This window comes from Polaromonas sp. DSP2-3-2b2, assembly GCF_049895905.1.
In the GTDB taxonomy this organism is placed as follows: Bacteria; Pseudomonadota; Gammaproteobacteria; order Burkholderiales; family Burkholderiaceae_C; genus Polaromonas.
Window position 1 is genome coordinate 381913 of record NZ_JAFCTH010000001.1, and the last position, 21995, is coordinate 403907.

General features: G+C 55.0%; 16 protein-coding genes and 1 pseudogene. 13 read left to right on the plus strand and 4 right to left on the minus strand.

Translation table 11 applies throughout. From position 1 onward, the window contains the following. Nucleotides 1-2 precede the first annotated feature (2 nt). The 12 genes from ACP7AD_RS01845 to ACP7AD_RS01900 all read left to right on the plus strand — a co-directional run bounded on the left by ACP7AD_RS01845 (nucleotide 3) and on the right by ACP7AD_RS01900 (nucleotide 17197). Nucleotides 3-2942: a glycoside hydrolase family 99-like domain-containing protein gene (locus ACP7AD_RS01845; protein WP_426146619.1), complete on the plus strand. Its 2940-nt coding sequence runs from the start codon at nucleotides 3-5 to the stop codon at nucleotides 2940-2942. Between the two features lie 660 nt (nucleotides 2943-3602). After that, nucleotides 3603-5309, plus strand: a complete 1707-nt coding sequence (locus tag ACP7AD_RS01850; RefSeq protein WP_426146837.1) for a glycosyltransferase family 2 protein — start codon at nucleotides 3603-3605, stop codon at nucleotides 5307-5309. After that, nucleotides 5306-6916, plus strand: coding sequence for a glycosyltransferase family 4 protein (locus ACP7AD_RS01855; RefSeq protein ID WP_426146618.1), 1611 nt, complete (start codon nucleotides 5306-5308; stop codon nucleotides 6914-6916). The genes ACP7AD_RS01850 and ACP7AD_RS01855 overlap by 4 nt, the downstream gene beginning before the upstream one ends. 4 nt (nucleotides 6917-6920) lie before the next feature. Further along, complete coding sequence (locus ACP7AD_RS01860; protein WP_426146617.1) at nucleotides 6921-8114, plus strand: polysaccharide biosynthesis/export family protein; 1194 nt, start codon at nucleotides 6921-6923, stop codon at nucleotides 8112-8114. Nucleotides 8115-8137: 23 nt separating this feature from the next. After that, the gene (locus ACP7AD_RS01865; protein WP_426146615.1) at nucleotides 8138-9319 is read left to right on the plus strand and encodes a glycosyltransferase family 4 protein; all 1182 of its coding nucleotides are present in this window, start codon (nucleotides 8138-8140) and stop codon (nucleotides 9317-9319) included. A 199-nt stretch (nucleotides 9320-9518) separates the two neighbouring features. Further along, a complete protein-coding gene (locus ACP7AD_RS01870) occupies nucleotides 9519-10361 on the plus strand; it encodes a beta-3-deoxy-D-manno-oct-2-ulosonic acid transferase (protein WP_426146613.1) in 843 nt (280 codons plus the stop codon). 32 nt (nucleotides 10362-10393) lie between these two features. Next, nucleotides 10394-11710, plus strand: coding sequence for a capsule biosynthesis protein (locus tag ACP7AD_RS01875; RefSeq protein WP_426146611.1), 1317 nt, complete (start codon nucleotides 10394-10396; stop codon nucleotides 11708-11710). Continuing rightward, entirely contained in the window at nucleotides 11707-12954 is a 1248-nt protein-coding gene (locus ACP7AD_RS01880) for a glycosyltransferase (RefSeq protein WP_426146609.1), read from the plus strand. Before ACP7AD_RS01875 ends, ACP7AD_RS01880 begins: the two co-directional genes overlap by 4 nt. Continuing rightward, complete coding sequence (locus ACP7AD_RS01885) at nucleotides 12951-14147, plus strand: hypothetical protein (protein WP_426146607.1); 1197 nt, start codon at nucleotides 12951-12953, stop codon at nucleotides 14145-14147. Before ACP7AD_RS01880 ends, ACP7AD_RS01885 begins: the two co-directional genes overlap by 4 nt. Before the next feature lie 11 nt (nucleotides 14148-14158). Continuing rightward, the gene (locus tag ACP7AD_RS01890) at nucleotides 14159-15577 is read left to right on the plus strand and encodes a cytochrome P450 (protein WP_426146605.1); all 1419 of its coding nucleotides are present in this window, start codon (nucleotides 14159-14161) and stop codon (nucleotides 15575-15577) included. Beyond that, on the plus strand, nucleotides 15574-15918 hold the full coding sequence (locus ACP7AD_RS01895) for a hypothetical protein (RefSeq protein ID WP_426146604.1): 345 nt from the start codon (nucleotides 15574-15576) through the stop codon (nucleotides 15916-15918). Before ACP7AD_RS01890 ends, ACP7AD_RS01895 begins: the two co-directional genes overlap by 4 nt. Then, nucleotides 15872-17197 carry a hypothetical protein gene (locus ACP7AD_RS01900; protein ID WP_426146603.1) on the plus strand — a complete coding sequence of 442 codons (1326 nt, stop codon included), beginning with the start codon at nucleotides 15872-15874 and terminating at the stop codon, nucleotides 17195-17197. The genes ACP7AD_RS01895 and ACP7AD_RS01900 overlap by 47 nt, the downstream gene beginning before the upstream one ends. A gap of 385 nt (nucleotides 17198-17582) precedes the next feature. Here ACP7AD_RS01900 and ACP7AD_RS01905 read toward each other — a convergent pair whose 3' ends face one another. The 4 genes from ACP7AD_RS01905 to ACP7AD_RS01920 form a co-directional block, all read right to left on the minus strand. Beyond that, nucleotides 17583-18530, minus strand: coding sequence for a hypothetical protein (locus ACP7AD_RS01905; RefSeq protein ID WP_426146601.1), 948 nt, complete (start codon nucleotides 18528-18530; stop codon nucleotides 17583-17585). A gap of 243 nt (nucleotides 18531-18773) precedes the next feature. Next, nucleotides 18774-20084, minus strand: a complete 1311-nt coding sequence (locus tag ACP7AD_RS01910; RefSeq protein ID WP_426146599.1) for a hypothetical protein — start codon at nucleotides 20082-20084, stop codon at nucleotides 18774-18776. After that, on the minus strand, nucleotides 20081-20446 hold the full coding sequence (locus tag ACP7AD_RS01915) for a hypothetical protein (protein WP_426165953.1): 366 nt from the start codon (nucleotides 20444-20446) through the stop codon (nucleotides 20081-20083). Before ACP7AD_RS01915 ends, ACP7AD_RS01910 begins: the two co-directional genes overlap by 4 nt. A gap of 50 nt (nucleotides 20447-20496) precedes the next feature. Beyond that, the gene (locus tag ACP7AD_RS01920; protein ID WP_426146597.1) at nucleotides 20497-21510 is read right to left on the minus strand and encodes a hypothetical protein; all 1014 of its coding nucleotides are present in this window, start codon (nucleotides 21508-21510) and stop codon (nucleotides 20497-20499) included. 335 nt (nucleotides 21511-21845) lie between these two features. Here ACP7AD_RS01920 and ACP7AD_RS01925 point away from each other — a divergent pair. Continuing rightward, a pseudogene (locus ACP7AD_RS01925) lies at nucleotides 21846-21995 on the plus strand (IS256 family transposase); the annotation flags it as partial.

Consider the following 21995-nt stretch of genomic DNA (forward strand, 5'->3'; position numbering starts at 1 on the left):
ACATGACTTTTAGCCATACCGGCGTCGCGGCAAGCACATTAGAGGAGTTGCTGTCTTACCACGACGAACGCTTCATTCACAGCGCCTACCAAACACTATTGGGTCGTGCCCCCGATTCAGAAGGCATGCGTTATTACCTTGCGCGAGTGCGAGCGGGCATTAGCAAAGTGGAGATATTTACCCAACTACATCTGAGCGCAGAAGGGAAATCGCGGCAGGTAGAAATCGCCGGATTGAATGAAGCGATTAGGCGTCAAAAATGGCTAAAAACGCCTCTGCTTGGAGCGTTGTTGCGGCTAGCTGGAGTGAATCAAGTCAGAGAGGCTTCTTTAAAAAATTTACGCGCAATCGAAAATAAACTTCATGCGATTGATGTGCAAATGAGGCAACGTTTAGTCAACATTGAGATTTCACTCGCTAATCTTCAAAAGAACGTTACGACACAAGCGAAAAATAATTCTTTGAACACAATTCAAATGAATAACGTGATGGATTATTTGGCCAATCTTCAAAATGAAGTTGCGATTCAAACACAGAATAATTCTTTGAACACAATTCAAATGAATAATGTGATGGATTATTTGGCCAATCTTCAAAATGAAGTTGCGATTCAAGCACAGAACAATTCTTTGAGCTCAATTCAAATGAATAGCGTTATCGATTATTTGCCAGAAGGCGAGGAAAAAGAAGTCGAAACCGATTCAGTCCGGCTCAATGATCACCATGCTTCCATGGAAGACGGAAAAGATGATAGCTTGCAAGATGAAAGAATTCGACATTCTGACTATATACAAATAATTAAGAATTCAAACTTATTTGATGCTGATTTTTATTTGTCAAACTATTCGATTGATCAAGTATTTCAGAATGAGCCGATACTGCATTATATTTTGTTTGGCGAGACGGAAGGGTTGCAACCTAATTCCGGTTTTTGGCCTAAAAATTATCTGAAATTTAATACGGATGTCGCTGACGCTGGCATAAAACCTTTCTCGCATTTTTTACAGATCGGCATGCGTGAAGGACGCACTTCTCTTCCATTGCCACCTATTGAAGGTGGGCTTAAATTTACTGCAATACCAAGCCTTAGGGGGAGAGCATTCGCTAATCCGCAAAGAGTAGCAATATGTCTGCACATCTATTATGACGATTTATGGGATGAGTTCGAACTGATTCTAAACCGGCTTACCCATTCCTTTGATCTTTTTGTAAGCATTATCGACCGTGGATATTCTCTTGAGTCGATTAAGGAAAAGATCAATCTCGGCTATCCTGACGCACGCGTCTTTGTATTTCCAAACCATGGCCGAGACATTTTTCCATTTGTATCCATGGCTGCGGCAGGTTTATTTGATTCCTATGATGCGGTGTGCAAAATGCATACGAAAAAGAGTCCGCATAGGGAGGACGGCGAAGATTGGCGAAATCACCTTGTCAACGGAGTTATACCAACGCAACAGACCGACAATTTAGTAGAGGAATTTCTTTCTGACGATGAATTTGGAATTTTAGTTGCGGATGGACAAATTTTTGAGGGAAATCAATGGTGGGGATCGAACAAAAATCGGGTACCCGAACTGCTGCATCGTGTAGAAATACAGCATTCAATGGACAGGTTGCGCTTTCCTGCCGGATCGATATATTGGGTAAAAAAATCTATTGTTAATCTGATAAGAGGCATGCAGTTAACAGTGGAAGATTTTGAAATCGAAGATAGCCAACTTGATGGCACAACAGCACACGCATTTGAGCGTACCTTGGGGTATTTAACTGAATCGGCAAATTTAAAGGTGGTTCAAACTTCAGATGTGTTGAGCCAAATTTCATCTTCTCGGCGCAAATCAGCCGACAATAACAGAAACAAACCATTCGTTTCAGCCTTTTATCTTCCTCAGTTTCATTCGATCCCAGAGAACAATGCATGGTGGGGTGTTGGTTATACGGAATGGGTCGGTTCAGCTAAGGCTAAACCGCAATATAGCGGTCATTACCAGCCAATAACTCCAGTAGGTACAGGTTTTTATGACTTGAGGCTGCCGGAAGTTATCGGGGAGCAATTCAAGTTGGCGAAATCCCATGGAATTGATGCATTTTGTATTTATTACTATTGGTTTGATAATGGTAGAAGACTATTAGAAGCACCTGTAGATAATCTCTTGGCAAGACCAGATATTGATGCTTGTTTTTACCTTTGCTGGGCTAATGAGTCTTGGACGCGTAATTGGGACGGTCTGAGTGGAGAGGTTTTGATGTCGCAAACCTATCAACCAGGATTTGAAAATGATATTGCTAAAGATAGCGCGAAGTATTTCTCAGACTCCCGGTATTATCGTTTCAATGGAGTTGAGCCTAGATTCGTCATTTATCGCCCTGAAGATATTCCTGATTTACCTGGATTCATTGAAAGACTGCACAATGCATGGAAAATATTAGGCTTTACTAAAGTGAATTTGGGTGCAGTTCTTTTTCACTTAAATAGTGAGGCGGGTGAGAATATTGCCAATCTATTTGACTTCTTTATCGAAATGCCGCCTCACGGCTTGGTCGGAGCGGATGGCTGGATAGTAAATAAAGACGCTAGTAATCATGACGTCAACTTTCCGGTGAATAAAAATTTTAAAGGGCTTATTTATTCTTACGATAAATTAATTGAAAAAAGCCTTGCTCGGGAATTTCCAGATTTTGTAACGAAGAAAGTAATCCGTGGCGTAATGCCATCTTGGGATAACACGGCTAGGCGTGGAAATAATGCTCATATTTGCTATGGCGCTAACCCTGCAAGGTTCGGAGTGTGGATCGATGGCCTACTAAAACTGAACGCTAATTCGGGAGAGCTAATGATCAACTCTTGGAACGAATGGGGCGAAAAGGCCATGATTGAACCAAGCTGTCAGTACGGCAGCGGATATCTTGCTGCCTTAAAGAATTGCTTAAAGAATTAGCTTGAAGGGTAACCCAATTTTCAGAAGCGATTGTGGCATCTCATGCACGTAACTAAAATCATTGGCGAGCTCCGTTTGCAATGGTGGATAAGATTTGTTCTGCAAATTATCGGAGTTCGGCGTATCGGCATCGGAAGCCTCAAGTCTACTGAATCGAGTGTTTTCTTAACTTTAGAAGGTGGACTTCTGGCGGGTTGGTACATGCTAGAAACACAGATCGTATTACACACTGTCCGGGTGAACGGGCGCGTGTATTTAGATGCTGGCAATAAAGAAGGCCATGTTCAGTCTCTGGGTTTGCCTATTTATTCTGGTCGTATGAGCAAACGCCTCATTTACCTGACCGCTAGTGGGTGTATACGCATTGATCTGCAATTGGCACAGAAAAACTTTGAACTGCGGCACTTCCGTCTGGTACAAGTTACTAAGGATTTTTCCCGCTCGCGAATGCTAACCAAGTTGAAAGCACTACACCCTTGCTATAAACAGAGACAAAGACTGCTTGGGCATAACGAAGTGGTGGCCGACCTTGCGAACACAGCTGATCTACCGACCCTTTGGCTAGATTACTGTACCCTATTTGATGACACTACCGAAATCGTACCCTATCCGAGATGGATACGAGAATTTGACACGCTCTCTGATGAAGTACGTACTGCCATGCGTACCCATACCGAAAACTTTGCTTACAAGGTGTTGGTATCCATAGTGATGCGGGTCCACAACCCCGATACGGCGTTGCTTGACAGGGCGATTGCATCCGTCCGCACACAAATCTATCCGAACTGGGAGCTTTGTATTGCCGATGATGCGTCAACCGATGCCGCTATTCGCCCCTTGCTTGAACGCTATGCGCTGAATGACGCCCGCATCAAAGTATTTTTTCGTGAAGAAAATGGGCATATCTCGGTGGCGTCGAACAGCGCATTAGCTTTGGCTGGTGGTGAATGGATAGCTTTGCTAGACTATGATGATGTATTTGCAGAACACGCGCTGTTTTGGGTCGTAGATGCCATTAATAAGCATCCGACGTGCCTTTTGATCTATTCTGACGAAGACAAGATTGATGAAGTAAACGTGCGCTCAGACCCGCACTTCAAATGCGATTGGAACGCAGACCTGTTTTATTCAAAAAACATGTTCTCGCACCTGGGGGTTTACCAGACAAATCTTGTGCGTGAGGTGGGTGGTTTTCGCACCGGTCTGGAAGGCTCGCAAGACTACGACTTGGCGTTGCGCTGTATAGAGCGGATTAGCCCTTCGCAAATACACCACATACCGCGTGTGCTGTACCACTGGCGCATTCATGCAGGTAGCACGGCTCACACGCCTGATGCAAAGCCTTATGCCATGGTGGCGGGTGAGCGGGCCCTTAATGAGCATCTGGCTCGTTGCGGTGTAGCGGCCACAGCCGAATCTGTTGGTGACGGCTATCGCGTACGTTATGCCTTGCCGGAGCAGTTGCCCTTGGTCAGCCTGATCATTCCGACCCGGAACAGCCTGAAACTGCTGCGGCAATGCGTTGAGTCAATTTTGACCAAAACCACGTATTTCAACTACGAAATCATCATTGTTGACAACGGCTCTGACGACCGTGCCACGCTGCGCTACCTGGAAGAACTTGACGCCAGGCCTGGCGTTCGCGTGCTGCGCGACGCCCAGCCCTTTAACTACTCCGCGCTAAACAATGCAGCGGTGAAAGTGGCACGGGGTGAGGTAGTGGGGCTGATTAATAACGATGTTGAGGTTATCAACGGCGATTGGCTGACAGAAATGGTCAGCCACGCGATGCGTCCGGAAATAGGTGCAGTGGGTGCGCGGCTCTGGTACAGCGACGACACGCTGCAGCATGCGGGTGTGGTGCTGGGCATTCATGGCGTAGCTGGCCATGTGCATCGCTTCTTGCCACGCGGCAATGTGGGTTATTGCGGCCGTGCTGCGCTGATCCAGTCGTTTTCAGCGGTAACGGGTGCTTGCCTGGTGGTCCGCAAGTCGAGCTATGAAGCTGTTGGCGGGCTGAACGAGGTGGAACTGCAGGTAGCTTGCAATGACATCGATTTTTGCCTGAAGCTGCGCGAAGCTGGTTTTCGCAACCTGTGGACGCCTTATGCCGAGCTGTACCACCACGAATCGTCCAGCCGCGGCCACGACGACACGCCTGAAAAGCTGGCCCGTTCGGCGCGTGAGGTGGCGTACATGAAGGCGCGTTGGGGCGCGTTGTTGCTCAATGACCCCGCCTACAGCCCCAACCTGACGCTTGATGCCGAAGATTTCAGCCTGGCGTGGCCGCCAAGGTTGCCGGAGTTTGACCACACTTCTGAAGTTCAGACTGCGGCTGCAGGCCAAGCGACGGCGCACGCTGCATGAGTGATAACGTCTTGCAAAAAAAACAGACGGTGTTGCTGGAGATGCGGCCCGCGATGGATGGCTTTGCCGGCATTCCGCAAGAGACCCGCCTTCTGTTCAAGGGCCTGTGCCTGCTAAACAATGTCGAAGTGGAAGGGCTGCTGCAGACATCGCTGCGCTTTTTGCCCCACGGCATGCGGACCCGGCGCAACGCCGGCCAGGGTGCTGACACGGTGCTAGAGAGCGACCGGATGAATTGCTATTCACGCTTTATCCTCTCGCTCGAAAACAAACCGTCGAAAAAGCTTATCGACGTAGTGAGCCTTTATTTCAAACGGCGTGAAGAAGTTTTCAAGCAGACCTTTAAGACCTTGCTGATGCCGAAGAAGCGCATTGGCACAACTGTTTTTGAACCGAAGTTTTTTGAATCAGTGGTCTGGCAGACGCTGTTTTCAAAAACGTTGGCTGCAGCTGATTTTGCGCTGGTCACCAGCCGAAATTTCCGCATTTGCACGGTGCCGTGGAACATCATGCAGTCGGTCGGGCTGGCCTCGCTGAAGTTTGGCGCTAGGGTGCGAACTCCCAGGTATCCGCGGCTGGACACGCGCGGTGTGGACGTCTTCATCGCGCAGACTCCGTACCCGGCTCGGGTAGATATACAGACTGCGCTGGTGGTGCGTTACCACGACGCCTTACCGGTTTTCATGTCGCACGCGTTCGCGAACAAGCACCGGCACCAGGCCACACACTTCAATGCGTTGCAGGCCAACGTGCGCGATGGCGCTTACTTTGCCTGCGTGTCGGAGTCGACACGCCAGGATTTGCTCAAGATTTTTCCGGACCTTGGTACCCGTGCCGTGACCATCCACAACATGGTGTCGCCGCACTTTTTCATGGAGCCTTCGCTGGCAACCAGGGTGCCGCAGATTGTGCGCAGCCGTATCAACACGCAGTCGCCGCTGTCGCGGCCTAACTTCAAAAGCTTGACTGAACAGGAAAGCTTTTACGACCGGCACTTGGGGCAGGGAACAGAGCCCCTGCGCTATCTGCTGATGGTTTCGACCATCGAGCCGCGCAAGAACCACACCCAGCTGATTGCGGCTTGGGAAGCGGTGCGGGCCGTGGAAGACCCTTCGCTAAAGCTGGTACTGGTGGGCAGCATGGGCTGGGACGTGGAGCCGATCATGCGCGAGATGCGAAGCTTGATAGACCAGGGTCAGCTCTACGTATTGTCAGGCGTGCCGGCTGCCGACCTGCGTGTGCTGTACCGCCATGCGGCGGCCACGGTGTGCCCCAGCCTGGCTGAAGGTTTTGATTTTTCCGGGGTTGAGTCCATGTGCAGTGGCGGTATTGCCATTGCCTCAGACATTGCGGTGCACCGGGAGGTCTATGCCCATGCGGCGGAATACTTTGATCCTTATGCCCCAGAAAGCCTGGTTGGCGCAATCAAACGGGTGCTTTACGACCCCTGCGCACCAAAAGTACAAGAAGAAATGCGCGCACTTGGAAAAGAAGTGTCTTTGCGCTATTTGCCAGCGGCGATCTTGCCGCAGTGGGAAAAATTTTTAAACCGCATTGCTGGCGATGAAGAGGTTGTCGTCAACCCCTCCCCTTTAATAAAGAAATGAAAAAATGAAATCAAAAGCCAATGGCGTTGTTCGCCAATCTGTTCCGGCATTGCTCTACTCACTTGCGTTTAGCGTTTTGGGTGGCTGCGCCACTTACCCCGCAGGGCTACCTTCAGCAGGCCCCAGCTCACAGCAGGTACAACAAACGCCCGACACGCCAGGCGGCTCAGGCATTCAGATTGTGGATGTCAATGATGTAGTAGCGCGCAAGCTGCTGGCCAGCCAGAAGTTGGCCCTGTTTTCTGAAACCTTCAGCGCATCTGCACAGCCAGGCTCTGTAATTGGTGCAGGTGACGTGATTGAAGTGTCGGTGTGGGAGGCGCCGCCTGCAGCCTTGTTTGGCAGTGGCGCCATAGACCCGCGCTCGGGGCCAGCCACGACGCGCGTCACCGCCCTGCCCGAGCAAATGGTCAATAGCGACGGACGCATCAACATTCCGTTTGCCGGGCAAATAACGGCAGCCGGGCGCAATCCGCAGCAGATTGAGGCCGACATTGTGCAGCGCCTGAAGGGCAAGGCCAACCAGCCGCAGGTGCTGGTGCGGGTGATTCGCAACAACACAGCCAACGTGACGGTGGTGGGTGAAGTCACTACCAGCACACGCATGCCGCTGACAGCGCGCGGCGAAAGGCTGCTCGATGCCTTGGCTGCGGCCGGCGGTACACGCCAGCCCGTCAACAAAATGACGCTGCAGGTCACGCGCGGCAACCAGGTGCAGGCCTTGCCACTCGACACGATTATTCGGGACCCACGGCAAAACATTGTGCTGCTGCCTGGCGATGTGGTGACCTCGCTGTTTCAGCCGCTCAGTTTTACCGTGCTGGGCGCCACGGGTAAAAACGAAGAGCTGAATTTTGAAGCACAAGGAATTTCCTTGGCACAGGCGCTGGCCCGCTCGGGTGGCCTGCAAGATGCGCGTGCCGATGCGCAAGGCGTGTTTGTTTTCAGGTTCGAGTCGCCTGCAGCGTTGGAGCTGAACGGCAAAACAGTGCCCACCACGCCCGAGGGAAAGATACCGGTGATCTACCGCGTCAACCTCAAGGACCCGGCCACTTTCTTTGTGGCGCAGAGCTTTCCGGTGCAAAACAAGGATGTGCTCTATGTGTCTAATGCGCCGGCGGCCGAGTTGCAGAAGTTTTTGAACATTGTGGTTTCCGCCATATTGCCTGTTGCCACCGTTCTCAGCGCGACCCGGTAAATAGGCTTACGTGGAATTCATACGTGACAGACATCCTGATTGACATCACCCGTTTGCTCGATCGCTTCATGAAAAAGCGCTTGCCCACCGGGGTAGACAGGGTGAGCCTGGCCTACATACGGCACTACGGCCCCAAGGCACGCGCTGTGGTGCGGTACAACGGTGGCAAATTTGTTTTTCGCCGTGCTGAATCTGCAGCCCTGTTCAACTGGGTTCTGACCTTGGGCGCAACGGGCAGCCCCCTGCCCACGATTTACAAAGGGCTGGTCACGGGTTGCCTGGCGCAGGGCGTGGCGGGCCGTTTTTTGTTTAACACCGGGCACAACGGCCTGGAGTCTGATGACTACGTGGCCATGCTTCGCCAGCAAAAGGTCAGGCCCATTTTCATGGTGCATGACCTGATTCCACTCACGCACCCGCAGTTTTGCCGTGTGGGCGAAGAGGCCAGGCACCTCCAACGCATGCGCAATGCCATGCGGGTGGCCAGCGGTATTGTTTGCAACTCTCTGGCCACCATGGACAGCCTGGTCACTCTGTGCAGAAAAAACGGCTGGCTGATGCCGCCCACCACGGTTGCACTGCTGGCCCCCGAACTCCCTGCCGCTGGGCAACAAGTCAGGCCGGTTGAAGCGCCCTATTTTGTGTTCGTCAGCACCATTGAGCCGCGCAAAAACCATTTAATGATTTTGAAGGTGTGGCAACAACTGGCGAAGCAGCTGGGCAGTGCTGCGCCACGCTTGCTGATGATTGGGCAGCGCGGCTGGGACTACGGAGAAGTCACCGATTTGCTCGCGCATTCGAGCGTGCTGCAAGCACTGGTGACAGAAATACCGAAGTGTTCAGACGTGGAGTTGGTGAAGTATCTTCAGCACGCGCAAGCGCTGCTGTTTCCAACATTCACCGAGGGCTATGGCATGCCGGTGGCAGAAGCCCTGGCCGTGGGCACACCGGTCATTGCCAGCGATCTGGCAGTGTTCAAAGAGTTCGCCGGCGACATTCCCGACTACCTGGACGTGACCGATACGGCCCTGTGGATACAAACGATTGTGGCGTACACCCAGCCGCACAGTCCACCAAGACTGGCGCAACTCGAACGCATGAAACGCTTTGTCACCCCCACCTGGAAAAGGCATTTTGTGCCGGTCGACGCCTTGCTTGAAGAACTGGGGCGGGCGCAGGCAGCCCCGCAGGTCCGGCATGCGTAGAACCTTGCCACCGGTAATTTATGCGCTGGGTTTTTCATGGCGCAAGCGGGCGTTGGTGCGCCAGTTTTTGGGCGCGAGCAGGGTCAGGTTTGTTCGTCGGCCCTCGTCAATACCCGATGGCGCAACCGTGGCAGTTTGGGCCAGTGGCCCGTTTGCGGACCGTTCTGCTGCTGCCGGGTGGAGCAGCCGTTTTACACGGTTGTTTGTAGAAGATGGTTTTTTGCGCTCGGTGGGCCTGGGCGCAGATTTGGTGCGGCCGCTGTCGTGGGTGATTGATGGCCGGGGCATTTATTACGACGCATCGGGGCCGAGCGATCTGGAACATCTTTTGCAGACACAAGCGCATGATTTTGATACGCCTACGGTGCAAAGGGCGTCTGCCTTGCGGCAAAAGCTCGTGTCAACCGGCCTGACCAAGTACAACGTGGGGCCAAAGCTGTGGAGCCGGCCCGCGCTGGCGGATGGCTTGCAGGTGGTGCTGGTACCGGGCCAAGTAGAGACTGATGCGGCCATTCGTTGCGGTGCGCCGGGCATCGCCACCAACCTGGCGTTGCTGAAGGCGGCGCGTCATGCCCACCCGGACGCTTGGCTGCTTTATAAGCCGCATCCGGACGTGGTGGCGGGGCTCAGAAGCTCTGGCGCACAGGAAGACCTGGCGGCGCAGTGGTGCGACGAAGTGGTCACCGATGCGGCCATGGGCGCGCTGCTTGAGGCTGTGGATGTGGTGCATGTGCTGACCTCGCTGGCCGGTTTTGAGGCCTTGCTGCGGGGCAAGCAGGTGGTGTGTCACGGACTGCCTTTTTATGCCGGATGGGGGCTGACGCAAGATGCCCTACCGGCCCAGCGGCGTTCCAGAAAGCTTGATATTGACCAATTGGTGGCGGGCGTGTTGCTTGCATATCCCACGTATGTGAGCCGGGTCACGGGCCAGGTTTGCGAAGCGGAGCAAGCGCTGGCCGAGCTGCTCTTGTGGCGATCGGCTTCGCCAGGTGACTTGCCGTTTTGGCGAAAAATGTTGCGCCCGTTGCTAAAACATCAATAAAACGCATCGAGCACATGGAAGGATGAGAATAAATGATCAGTGACGGTTTGAATGAGTTCCAGGGCAAGCGGGTGCTGATGCTGCAGGGCCCTGTAGGCCCGTTTTTTGCGCGCTTTGCCACCGACCTGAACGTGGTCGGCGCGGTGGTGTTCAAGGTGAACTTCAATGGCGGTGACTGGCTTTTCTCAAAAAGCGCCTCTTTTGCCCGAGTTTTTAACTTCAGGGATGAATTGGCCGCGTGGCCTGCCTATTTCAGTAACTTGTTGACGCGATTGAACATTGATACGGTTTTTCTTTTTGGCGATTGCCGCCCGATGCATGTGGCCGCCATGGCGGTAATCCAGAAGCGCGGTCTTCATGTGGGCGTGTTTGAAGAAGGCTACATCAGGCCGGACTACATCACGCTCGAACGTGACGGTGTCAATAACAATTCTTCATTGCCGAGCAATCCGGCGTTTTATCTGGCGCAGCCCAAGCGGCTGTTGCCTTCTTCCGAGCCTTTGGGCAGTACCTATGGGCAGGCGACCCAATGGGGGGGTCTGTATTTTGCGGCGGCCAGCCTGATGCGGTTCAGGTTTCGCCACTACCAGCATCACCGGCGCCTTGGCTTCGCAGACTTTCCATTCTGGATGCATTCATACTGGCGCAAGTTCTTTTACCGATGGTCAGAGCGTCATGTATTGCCCAAACTGGTGGCGCACAACTCGGGCAATTTCTTTCTGGTGTCGCTTCAGACCCGTGGGGATGCACAAATGTCGGTGCATTCGGATTTTGAATCCGTGGAGCACTTCATTGAAGAGACGATGGCCTCCTTCGCGCAACATGCGCCCGCGGGCAGCCTGCTCGCAATCAAGCATCACCCCCTGGATCGCGGCTATTCAGATTACACCCGGCTGATACAGCGCCTGACACGGGAGTACCAGCTTGAGGGTCGGTGTCACTATATTCATGACCAGCATTTGCCCACGCTGTTGCAGCATGCAAGCGGCGTGGTGGTGGTGAACAGCACGGTCGGTTTGAGCGCCGTGGGGGAAGGAGTACCGGTGAAGGTCTGCGGGGAATCCATCTATGACATTGATGGTTTGACGTTTCAAGGGTCTCTCGATAATTTCTGGAAAAACGCCCCTCTGGCCGTCCCCAATGCTGCGCTGTACCAGGCATTCAAAACCTACCTGATTTCACATACCCAGCATCAGGGAAGTTTTTACAAGCGATTGCCCGGCGTTTTTTATCAAAGCGGTGTCATGTGGACAGATCACGGCTTCAGTGCCACGCATGACTATGGTCACGACCGCATGCGGGAGAGTAAGCTTGCGAAACTCGCCCTGGCACAGCCCAACACGCCATGAAAGTCTTGTTGCCGACCTTGGGTAGTTCCGGTGACATACACCCGTTTTTGGCTATTGGCCGGGCGGCGCAAGCGCGGGGCCATGAAGTCGAGGTGATGACGAACCCGGTGTTTGCCGACATGGTTCAGCATGCAGGACTCAAGTTTTACCCTGTGGGCACAGCAGAACACTATGCCGATGCCATGAAGAGTCCCAAACTTTGGCACTCTATTGACGGCTTTGGCGTGTTGTGGCGGCGCATGGCACGCTACGCCATCGAGCCGGTTTACCACCGTATTGCCAACCATGCAGCCCATGGCGCTTGTGTGGTGCTGGCGACGCCGTTGATATTCGGCGCGCGACTGGCCAACGAGAAATTAAGAGTCCCGTTGGTCACTGCATACACCGCAGCCACCATGCTGCGCTCCTGCGAGAACCCGCTGACCATGGCCCACTGGCGGGTACCGCGCTGGATACCCAAAACAGTTCGTGCTGCGGCCTGGACAGCGCTGGACAAATACAAACTTGATCCCATGGTGGCCGACGACTTGCCACTGGTGCGGCAGCGGCTGGGTTTGCCCCCCATAAATCAAAGCATATTCGGGCAATGGGTGCATTCGCCGCAAGCCGGGGTGACTTTATTTCCCGCCTGGTTTGCCCCATCGCCTGGCGATTGGCCCAGACAAGTCAGGCAAGCTGGATTCCCGTTGTATGACGGTGATGCGGCGCAGGGGCTGGATGCCGATTTATCTCGTTTTCTGGATGCGGGCGATCCGCCTGTTGTGTTTACTCCGGGTTCCGCCATGGGTCACGGTCATGCTTTTTTCAAAGCTGCGGTGCGCAGTTGCCTGGAACTGGACCGACGTGGTGTGTTACTGACAAGAGACGCCAGCCAGATACCCGGAGGGATACCCCCGACTGTTCATCACTCCGCGTATGCCCCCTTCAGTCTGCTGTTGCACCGCGCTGCGGCGCTGGTGCACCACGGCGGCATTGGCAACAGCGCGCAGGCCCTGCGGGCCGGCCTGCCGCAACTGCTGACACCCATGGGTTTTGACCAGTTTGACAACGCCATGCGGCTTGAACGGTTGGGCGTGGCGGCTTGCGTCAAACGGCACGACCCTCTGTATGCCGACATGGCATTGCGTTTGCGTGAACTGCTGGGCAGTGCGCAGGTGGCCAGCGCCTGCCGTGACGCCGCCGAAAAAGTGCTGCACGACAGGGCTTTGGAAAGCATTTGCGATGTGCTGGAGGCGGCAAAATGACGCCCCCCGTTCAGCCTCCAATCCAAAGCGTTTGGCGCAGACACGTTTTTTTTATAAGCGGTTTCGACCCCAAAGGGGCATCGTATTACTACGCCCTGTATCAAGCACAAGCGTTGAAGCAGTCCGCCGTCAATGGAATGACGGTGCAAGTGGGTCCAAGGCGGCGCGAACCCGATGGCAGCAGCAGTTGGACGGCCAGCGCCGTATCGCCCGAAGCCAGGGCTTGCGAGACCAGGTACGAATTTGTGCGCTGGGACGACATCGTTCGGCAGCACTGGCCGCGAAGTACCTGGCGACTTTTGCTGGATTTGCTTTTAGCGTATGCGTTGATGATCAGCAGCGGTGGGATTCCAACGGTCTGGAGGCTGTCGCGCAAAACCCTGGTGGGCCTGGCTTATCCCCTTGTCGTTCTGGGTGGCGGTCTGGCGCTTGGCATGATCTTAGGTTTGAGTGCGGCGGCTGCCTTGCGAGAAAGTGGCGCGAGCTGGCTCGTTGCCACGGTAGCGGGATGGCTGCTGTTGGTGCTTGCGTTATGGTGCATTCGCCAACTCGAAAACAAGCTGAACACCACATGGCTGGTTCGCATCTTCAGCTTTGCAGGCAAGCAAGCGCTTGGTCGGCTTCCTGATCTGGAGGCGCGGCTCGACGCCATGACTGCACGCATCGAAAAGAAAATCTGCGCTAACGACGTTGATGAAGTTCTTATTGTCGGATTTAGCGTGGGCAGCATCCTGGCCGTCAGCGCAGCGGCCAGAGCCCTTCGCGCGGTCGAGAAAAAGGCGCCAAAACGCAATCAGCCCACGCTTTCTCTTCTGACGCTGGGGCATTGCATCCCCATGCTCGGGCTCTTTCCACAGGCTGAAGTCTTCCGTGAAGAACTCGGCGCGCTGGCCCAAAGCGAAGCCTTGAACTGGATGGATTTTTCTTCACCCACGGACTGGGGAAGTTTTGCACTGGTTGATCCCGTTACGGCCTGCAAAGCGCTGCCACCCGGCCAGCCCGTATGCAACCCGGTGATGCGGTCACCGCGCTTTCATACTCTTTTCACATCCCACACGTATGCACTACTGCGGCGGAACAAACGGCGCATGCATTTGCAGTATTTGATGGCTGGCGAATTACCAGCCGAATACGACTACTTTGCGATCACAGCGGGTGCTTGCACCCTTTTTGAACGTTACCACGATAGATAATCTGCACTGCCATGAGCTCTTTCTGCCCCGCTTACCCACAACCCAAAAAAACCAAGGCGTCTCGTTTACTGATGTTTTTCAGTGTTCGCCGCTCGTGGCTCGACAGCCTGTATGAGCGCAGTTATCGCATGCAAATGGGTGAAGTTCACTTGCCCGGACTCGATCTGTACATGGTGAACGAGCCCGCTTTGGTAAAGCAGGTGCTGACCGAACAATCTGCAGCCTTCCCGAAAAGCGAACTTCTAGGCGATGCCCTTCGCCCTTTGCTGGGTGACAGCATTTTCACGACCAATGGAAGCCAGTGGGCACGCCATCGCTCCATGATGGAGCCCGCATTTGCCCAGGCCCGTGTTCAGGTGGCTTTTCCGGTGATGCGCGAGGCGGTGCAGGACATGCTGGTGCGCTTGAACAGCTTGCCGGATGCATCTGAGCACGATGTTGAAATTGAAATGACGCATGTCACCGCCGACATCATCTTTCGCACCATCTTTTCAGTGCCGCTTGAGGGCACAGCAGCGCACCGTATATTCGCTGCTTTTACGCGTTTTCAATCACTGGCACCCCGACTGCTGTTGCCTTCGATGTATGGCATGCGCTGGCTGGTGATGCCGTGGGATGTGTGGCGCAGTCGCAGGGCTGCCACAGAGATTCGCAGCTTGTTGGAAACGCTGGTCAAGCCCAGGTTTGAAGCGCATCGCGCTGGCCGTGATGCGCAGCATTCGGACATTCTGGAGTCCTTTCTGAATGCGAAGGATCAGGCCAGCAATGCGCCATTTACGTTTGATGAATTGGTCGACCAAGTGGCCATGCTATTTCTCGCCGGGCATGAAACTTCGGCCAGCGCATTGACGTGGGCCTTATACCTGGTAGCGCAGTCGCCCGATATTCAGGAGCGTATGCACGCCGAAGTCACCGGGCTGCGGCCTGATGGCGAGGTGAACTCGTCTGACATGAAACAGCTGGAGTTGACCTGGAATGTATTTCGCGAAACCTTGCGCTTATTTCCCCCGGTGGGCTTCATGGTGCGTCAGTCGGCGAAAACTTGCCCCATGCGGGACAAGACAGTTGTGAAAGGGGCTTCGGTGGTGATATCTCCGTGGTTGATCCACCGACACCGGGACTTGTGGCAACAGCCCGATGCCTTCAACCCGGACCGCTACAAAGACGATCAGTCTCGGGAGTCCTTGCAAAAAGCCTATCTGCCGTTTGGCATGGGCCCCAGGGTGTGCATAGGCGCTGCATTCGCTTTACAAGAGGCCGTGCTTATTTTGTCGACCGTGGTACGCCACTATCGTTTGCAGGCAGTGCTGGGACATGTGCCGCAACCGGTGGGACGACTCACCATCCGCTCGGCCAACGGGGTACGGCTGACGCTGCATCGACGCGTCCCAGGGAGCGCCGCAGAAAATCCTGTGAAAGAGACCCCGTGAAAGAGCGACTGGCTGGTTTTTCCCTGATGACCGTGGTGGTGCCATTGGCGCTGCTGGGTTACCTGATTTTGTGGTGGGTGGGCATCTTTGGCCGTACAGAGCGCGGCCGTTCGGGCGTGCGGGCACTGGATCATTTTGTCAATGCGACCGTGTTTAACGGCTATGCATGGGAGTCTGTGTCCTCACACGCCTGGCGTGTTCGACATCGCCACTGGGCTCGCGCGGTCATATGGCTGACCGACCTGGCACAGAAAGACCATTGCAAGCGCGCCAACAAACGCGAGCAGCCGGTGCTTGACCTGGTACTTGAAAAAGGTCTTGAAAAGAAAACCATTTTTTAAACCCATGCAAGCCCAGCCAATTTCCGCCCTTAGCGGCCAGGTGCGCCGGCGAAGTGTTTTTTACCTCAGCGGCTTCGACCCTAAAGGGGCAGCGCATTACCACGCACTTTATCGCGATGAAGCGGGCAAGCAGGCCCGGGTGTCCGGCATGTCGATTGAGGTAGGGCGCCGCCAAAAAACGACCCAGGGCAACTCCTTCTGGCAAGTCACCGCTCACAACCCAGAAAACCCGGAAGATGATGATGACCCGGTAGAGACTCGCTACGAGTTTTTGCGCTGGGACGACATTGTGCGCGAACACTGGCCGCGCAATCAGGTGCGACTGCGCTGGGTTATCGTGACCACCACTTGGCTAAACCTTTACCATGGTGCGCTCTGGAGCATGCTGAAGCTGGCCTGGCCGCCTGTAGTCGCCTTGTTTTTACCCTTTGTCCTGTTGTTCTCCATGGTGCTGGGTCTGCCGCTTCTGGCGGCACTGGTTTTTTCAGGGACATCGGCATTACTAGGGGCCTGGGGCGCTGGCGCGTTGACCTGTATCGCTGTCGCTGCTGGGGTTCATGCGGGGCGCCGGCTGGAGAAAAAGTACAGTATGTTCTGGCTGATGCGCAGCTATGCCTTCACTGCCCAACAGGCGCAAGGACGAGTGCCTGCGCTTGATGCCCGGCTAACTCAGCACGCCAACACGCTGTTAAACCGTCTGGCGAGTAACGAAGACGATGAAATTCTGGTGGTGGCGCACAGTTCAGGAACCATGATGGCAGTATCAACCCTAGCAAAAGCTTTGCGCCTGGACCCGCAACTCGGGGCACGCGGACCGGTCGTTTCTTTACTCACATTGGGGCAATGTATGCCACTGCTTGGCTGCCTACCTCAGGCACAAGCCTTTCGTGATGACTTGCAACTGCTGGCGACAGCCCGGGGCATTGATTGGATTGACTTCACGGCGCCACCTGATGGGTGCTGTTTTGCCCTGGTTGACCCGGTTGCGGCCTGTGGCATCAGCGATGCGGCTCAGCAAGAAAACAGACCCAAGCTGCTGTCGCCCCGATTTGCCGAAATGTTTGAGCCTTTAGGCTATGCCGCGATTAGCAGCGACAAGTTTAAAATTCATTTTCAGTACCTGATGGCAAGCAACAAACCCGTGCTCTACGATTATTTTTCGATAACTGCGGGCAACACGACATTGGCCAAACGGTTCAGCGAGCAAACAAGCATCACTGACTACAAGGGTTTGAAGCTTATCAAGTCTGACGATAAGCGTCCGGCAAAATCATCTTGAGCCGCAAGCTGAACGCTATGACACCATTTCCGGGCCTGAACATCTGTTGACTCCGATGCAGAATTGATCTTGGCGGCCGAAAATCGTTGGACCCATCCGACATACCCAAAAAACTTAAGCACGCCATGGGATCTTGCTGGTTTCGCATGGGTCAGTTGAAATAGGTCGCAGACCCTTGGCTCCAAACCGCGCCAGCGCCCCGGTGCGGCCAAAACCCTACAAGCTTCCCAGCCGCTCGATAGGAGGGAAAAATTCTCAATGAGGTGGTTGGCGGGGGTTGAAAAATCTAAAGGTGCGGGAACTGCTTAGAGCCGTCGGGCTGCTGTGATCTTGGTTCAAAGGTGTGTGGTTCGATGGCACCAAGGCAATAACTGGCCGAATAGGGTCACACCGCGTCAGCCCCCTTCAACATTTCAAGGTTCATGTGCTCGGCGACTTCCGCCCTGCCCTTGTACTCATCGCGCTGTCTCTGGGCCAAGTGAAAGTCCTCGCGCAGTCGGTGAATTTCCCCCTGCTGCACCCGATCCAGGTCGGACATGACCTTTGCGGTGTCCTTCAGGTCGCTGATCTGATCGCCTTGCACCTGGTTGACGGCCCTGAGCGTGGGCACCTCCGCCGCAGCTTCCTCGCCTTTCTGAAGCCGCTCCTTGTCCAGTTGCAGGGAAAGGGATTTTTGTTCAAGCATCGCGATCCGCTCCCTGCTGGCCGACTGTTCGCGCTCGGACTGGTGTCGAGCGTCGCGCTCTGCCTTGAGCTCCGTTTTGAGATCGTCCAGGGTAGCTTCGTTGGCCTTGCGCTCGCGCTCGATGCCAGCAAGTTCGGCTTTCCCTACCGCCACGGCCCTATCCCTTTCTACCTCCGCTACCCTGCGTACCTCCTGGTGCTCAGTGCATTGCGCCCGTAGCCGGTCGATTTCAAGTCCCCGCTCCTCCGCCTGGATAATGGCGCGGCGGGTCTGATCGCGCTCATTCTCCAGGGCCTCGGCATGCGCGCGCGCGTGTTCTTCGATCTGGGTTTCAATGCCTTCGAAGTCCGTTTTGCATTCCTCTCTTTCGGCGCGGAGCGTCTCGTTCACGTCGGCTACCGCGAGGTTTCGGACGTCGTCCATTTCCGCTTGTATCGCCCTGGCAAGCGAGGGCTTCATGACTAGGGCCTGGGGAGCGGTGTCCTCTTCAAGAAGAAGCGTGGTCCGGTACATGCCCAGCAGTGCGGGGCTTCCCTTTCCCAGCTTTTTTTGCATATCCTTCACGGTCGGCGGTTTTTTGTGCAGTGCCGTGAGTGCCTTGAAGGCCTCCTTGTACTGATCAAACGAAACGGTAGGTTTTCCGCTCATGGCGACCTCCTTGGTAGTGAGTATTTTTAAAGGCTTTCAGCCGGACAAGCGGCTGCACGGGTTTCAGGCTGCAATCCGAAATGCTCGTTTCGGATTGACCATTTCGGTTTACGCATTTCGGATTGCACATTCCGGATTGCCTGTTTCTGATTGCGCAGTGCCATGGCGCCGGCAGACAATACGGCGTATCGGCGGTGCATACGGATGCACCACGGCCGTTCATGACCTGGGTGGCCATCGCGGTCACGGCTTCACTTCTCCGGATTTTTTGGCTGCTCTTGCTGCTCCTGCGGGTCCTGCTGGTTTTTTCGCTCCAGTGCTGTCAAGCGTTGCTCGAGCAATTGCATTGAGCGCTTCGTTTCCCTTGCTGTGTCTTCCCAGCCGTCCAGCAGCTTGGCCAATTGCGCGTGCAAGGCGGTCAACCCCGCGTCGAATTCCCCGGACAAGGTTTTCAAGCATTTCGCGAAGTACAAGTGGAGTTCGGTCATGGGGCAATGCTCCTTGGGCAGCGTGGGTTTCAGGTAAGAATGAGGCTGGAATCGCGGGTTCGCTTGGCGGCGGCCCGGTGCCGGACAAGTCCAACAAGGGCTCGGGTGCTGCATCAGTGGCAGCCCGTGTCAGTTCGGTGGTGCGGTTGCGGGCGGCACGCCGGGCAGTCAGGCGGTACCGGTGCTCGTTCACGGCAGCGCGACGGGCAATCGCGGCGGTGAAGCGCTTGCGGGCGGCTTCTTCCTCCTCGGGATTGATGTCCGCTTCGCGGTCCTTGTCGGTGCGTACCGGCGACGGCGCTGGACGCACAAAGGTGGAGGCATCGAAGTCCTTGTGAAACAGGGCACCCCGCAGCCGCACGGCCTTGGCCAAGTTGGGCGGCTTGACGGAAATGAAGTCGTCGCCGGCACGCGTGATTTCGCCGAATTCCTTGAGCGCGGCCAGCACTTCCGCCCGGTTTTTCACCACGCCCCGGACCACGCGGTCGAGCAGCATTTCACCGAGCACCTTCTTCGTGTCAGGCTCGACCTCCAGACCGGCACGGACGCGGGCCGCGCTGATGCTGGATCGCTTGCCGGGCTGCCATGGGCGGGCGCGAAGCGGATCGTCGGGACGCGCCCAGCCCATGCGGTGATTCCAGATGTCCCTCAGAGGGTCGAAATCCTTCTGCCAGCCGGGAGGCGCGATGTTGAAGTGCTTGCCCGTGCCCAAATCCACGTTGGCCACCAGGATGTGCAAATCCATCTTGTGCGGGGCCACGTGCAGAAAGGCCGTCCAGCAGAAGCGGGTGGGCTCCAGGCCGGCAAAGCTGACCTCGGCGAAGTCGTCCAGCAACTGCTGCAGTTCGGCTTCGGTGGGGATGTCGCCGGGCGCCCAGGCAATGACAGCCGACTTGTACTTTTCGGTGAACGGCAGCGCGGCGGCAACGTCTTCGACCATTTTGGGTGAGCCCCGCAGCACCCGCACCTCGTCGCGCGCCATACCGTTGGCGTCAATGTCGCCCGCACAATAGCGCACGGCCAGATGGATGTTTCCCCTGCCCTGCGCCAGAAAGGTAATCATCATGGCGCGGTCTCCTTCGGCGGAATTTCCAGCGATGGCCGGGCGAGCGACTCGCTTTCGTGCTGAATGATCAAGAGCACCGCCAGCACTTGGACCATGTCGAGCGCGCTGCCGTTTCGACGGCATTCGTTGGCACTGCGGGCAACTTGGTTGAGGAGGTTGCCGATCCTGGCGATCTGCAGCAGCAGCGCCGGATCCGCGGCGGGGGGCGGTGACGCCGCGAGCGCGCGCTTGCGTTTGGGCGGCGCGGGCAAGGCGGCGGGGCTGCCCGCCTCGCGCCGCAGCAGCCAGCGCAGGTAGGCGGCGTCGGAGATGCCGGCCGCCTCAGAGAATTTGTCGAGCAGCGCAAAGTCGTCCAGCGACATGCGAAATGCCCGGCGCGGCATCGCTGGCGCCTTGGGCGCGCGAGGCGCGCTCATGGCGCGGACCCCACCCGTGCGCAGGCATGGACGCGCTCAAATGCGGCGAATGCAGGGGGGATCGAAGGGGGGCGGCACGCACCCCTCGACAGCCGTCGTCTGGGAAAAACGCGCAGCGGTTTTGTCAGACGACGTAAGCTGGCTGCATCCAAACCCGGGAAAATGCAGCTCTCCTGCCGTTGTGAAAGCAACGAAATCGTGTGGTTAACGGGAGTCAGATTCGGTGTTTCCCATGCCCTGTCCGGACACCTCCAGGCAGACGAACAAGACTGTATTATTTCCAGCCATTGCCGAACTTGGCCCGCTGCGGCACTGTGTATGGATGACGCTTCGTGTCCGTTTTCGGATGGAAAAGGCGTGATCCAAAAGGTTTTCGCAAGGGAAATATCGTTGAAAGAGCTTTCGCTTTCGCAGGGAAGTAGCGACTTCAGGCCGATAAAGGACATGTGAAATGCGGCTGAAACCCAGACGATTTCGTCATGAAAAATCGAAACTAAAGGATCAAACGTGATCAAAAAATACTTCGAATCTGGAAAATTTACGCTGACGAAGTATTCTCCAGCAACGAAATCGCCTCGGATTTCGATGGCAATCACGCATGAATTTACGTTGCAGTGATCCGAAAAAGCACTATGAATTCGTGAATTTTTTGTGCGCTTCTGACTCAACAGAACACAATAAATCAACGGAAAGTTTGAAGATTTAAGGCCTGCAACTGCCGCTTTGGCACGCTTTCGTGAAACAAAATCGATCACGAATCTTTTCAGGATCGAGACGAAAAACATTCCGTATTCCACTCTTGGACCGGCATTAACAGCAAAGTACGAAAGCGAAATTTCTCGTTTGAACACGATTTCCATCCCGGATTGGGTGGATATGCAGCCAGCCTTCATTTCACAGAGTCGCTGCAAAACAAGGGAAGAACGGTCGGCAGCAGCATGGTTTTGACAAAAATAACTGGCTAGTTTTGGTCTGCCGCCATCAGTATGGGAAATTTTGGACGTATTCATCCGAGCTCCTAAAACTAGAAACGCTGGTCAATTAGCCCCCCGTGTCAGACTAGTTGCCGCTCCCCCGTGATTGCGGATGATCCGCATTGGAGCGCTATTCATGACAACAAATCGACATTCAACTGAATTCCAAGAACAGGCCCTGAGCAAAGCCAGGCAACGAGGCACACGCGGTAGTGCAACATTCGTTCTGTAATTTCCCCGACCATTGAAACTGAACCTGTTTGAAGGTTTTTGGTTTTGGGATTTTTCAATCAGGCCCCTGCCAAGCCGCCGGAGGCACCCTCCCATGACAGTCTGGCAAGCCTGGACCAATACAGAAAGAACCTATTTGCATGGCCCAACGAACCCAACTCGATGACGGCAATCACCCGTTGCATGAAGCTTATGCCTGCCTGCTCGCCAATGGCCTGGACGGCGCCGGTGAAGCCTTGCGCATTCTGGTCAACGAAGCCTCGCGCATTGAGCGCGCGCAGCACCTGCAG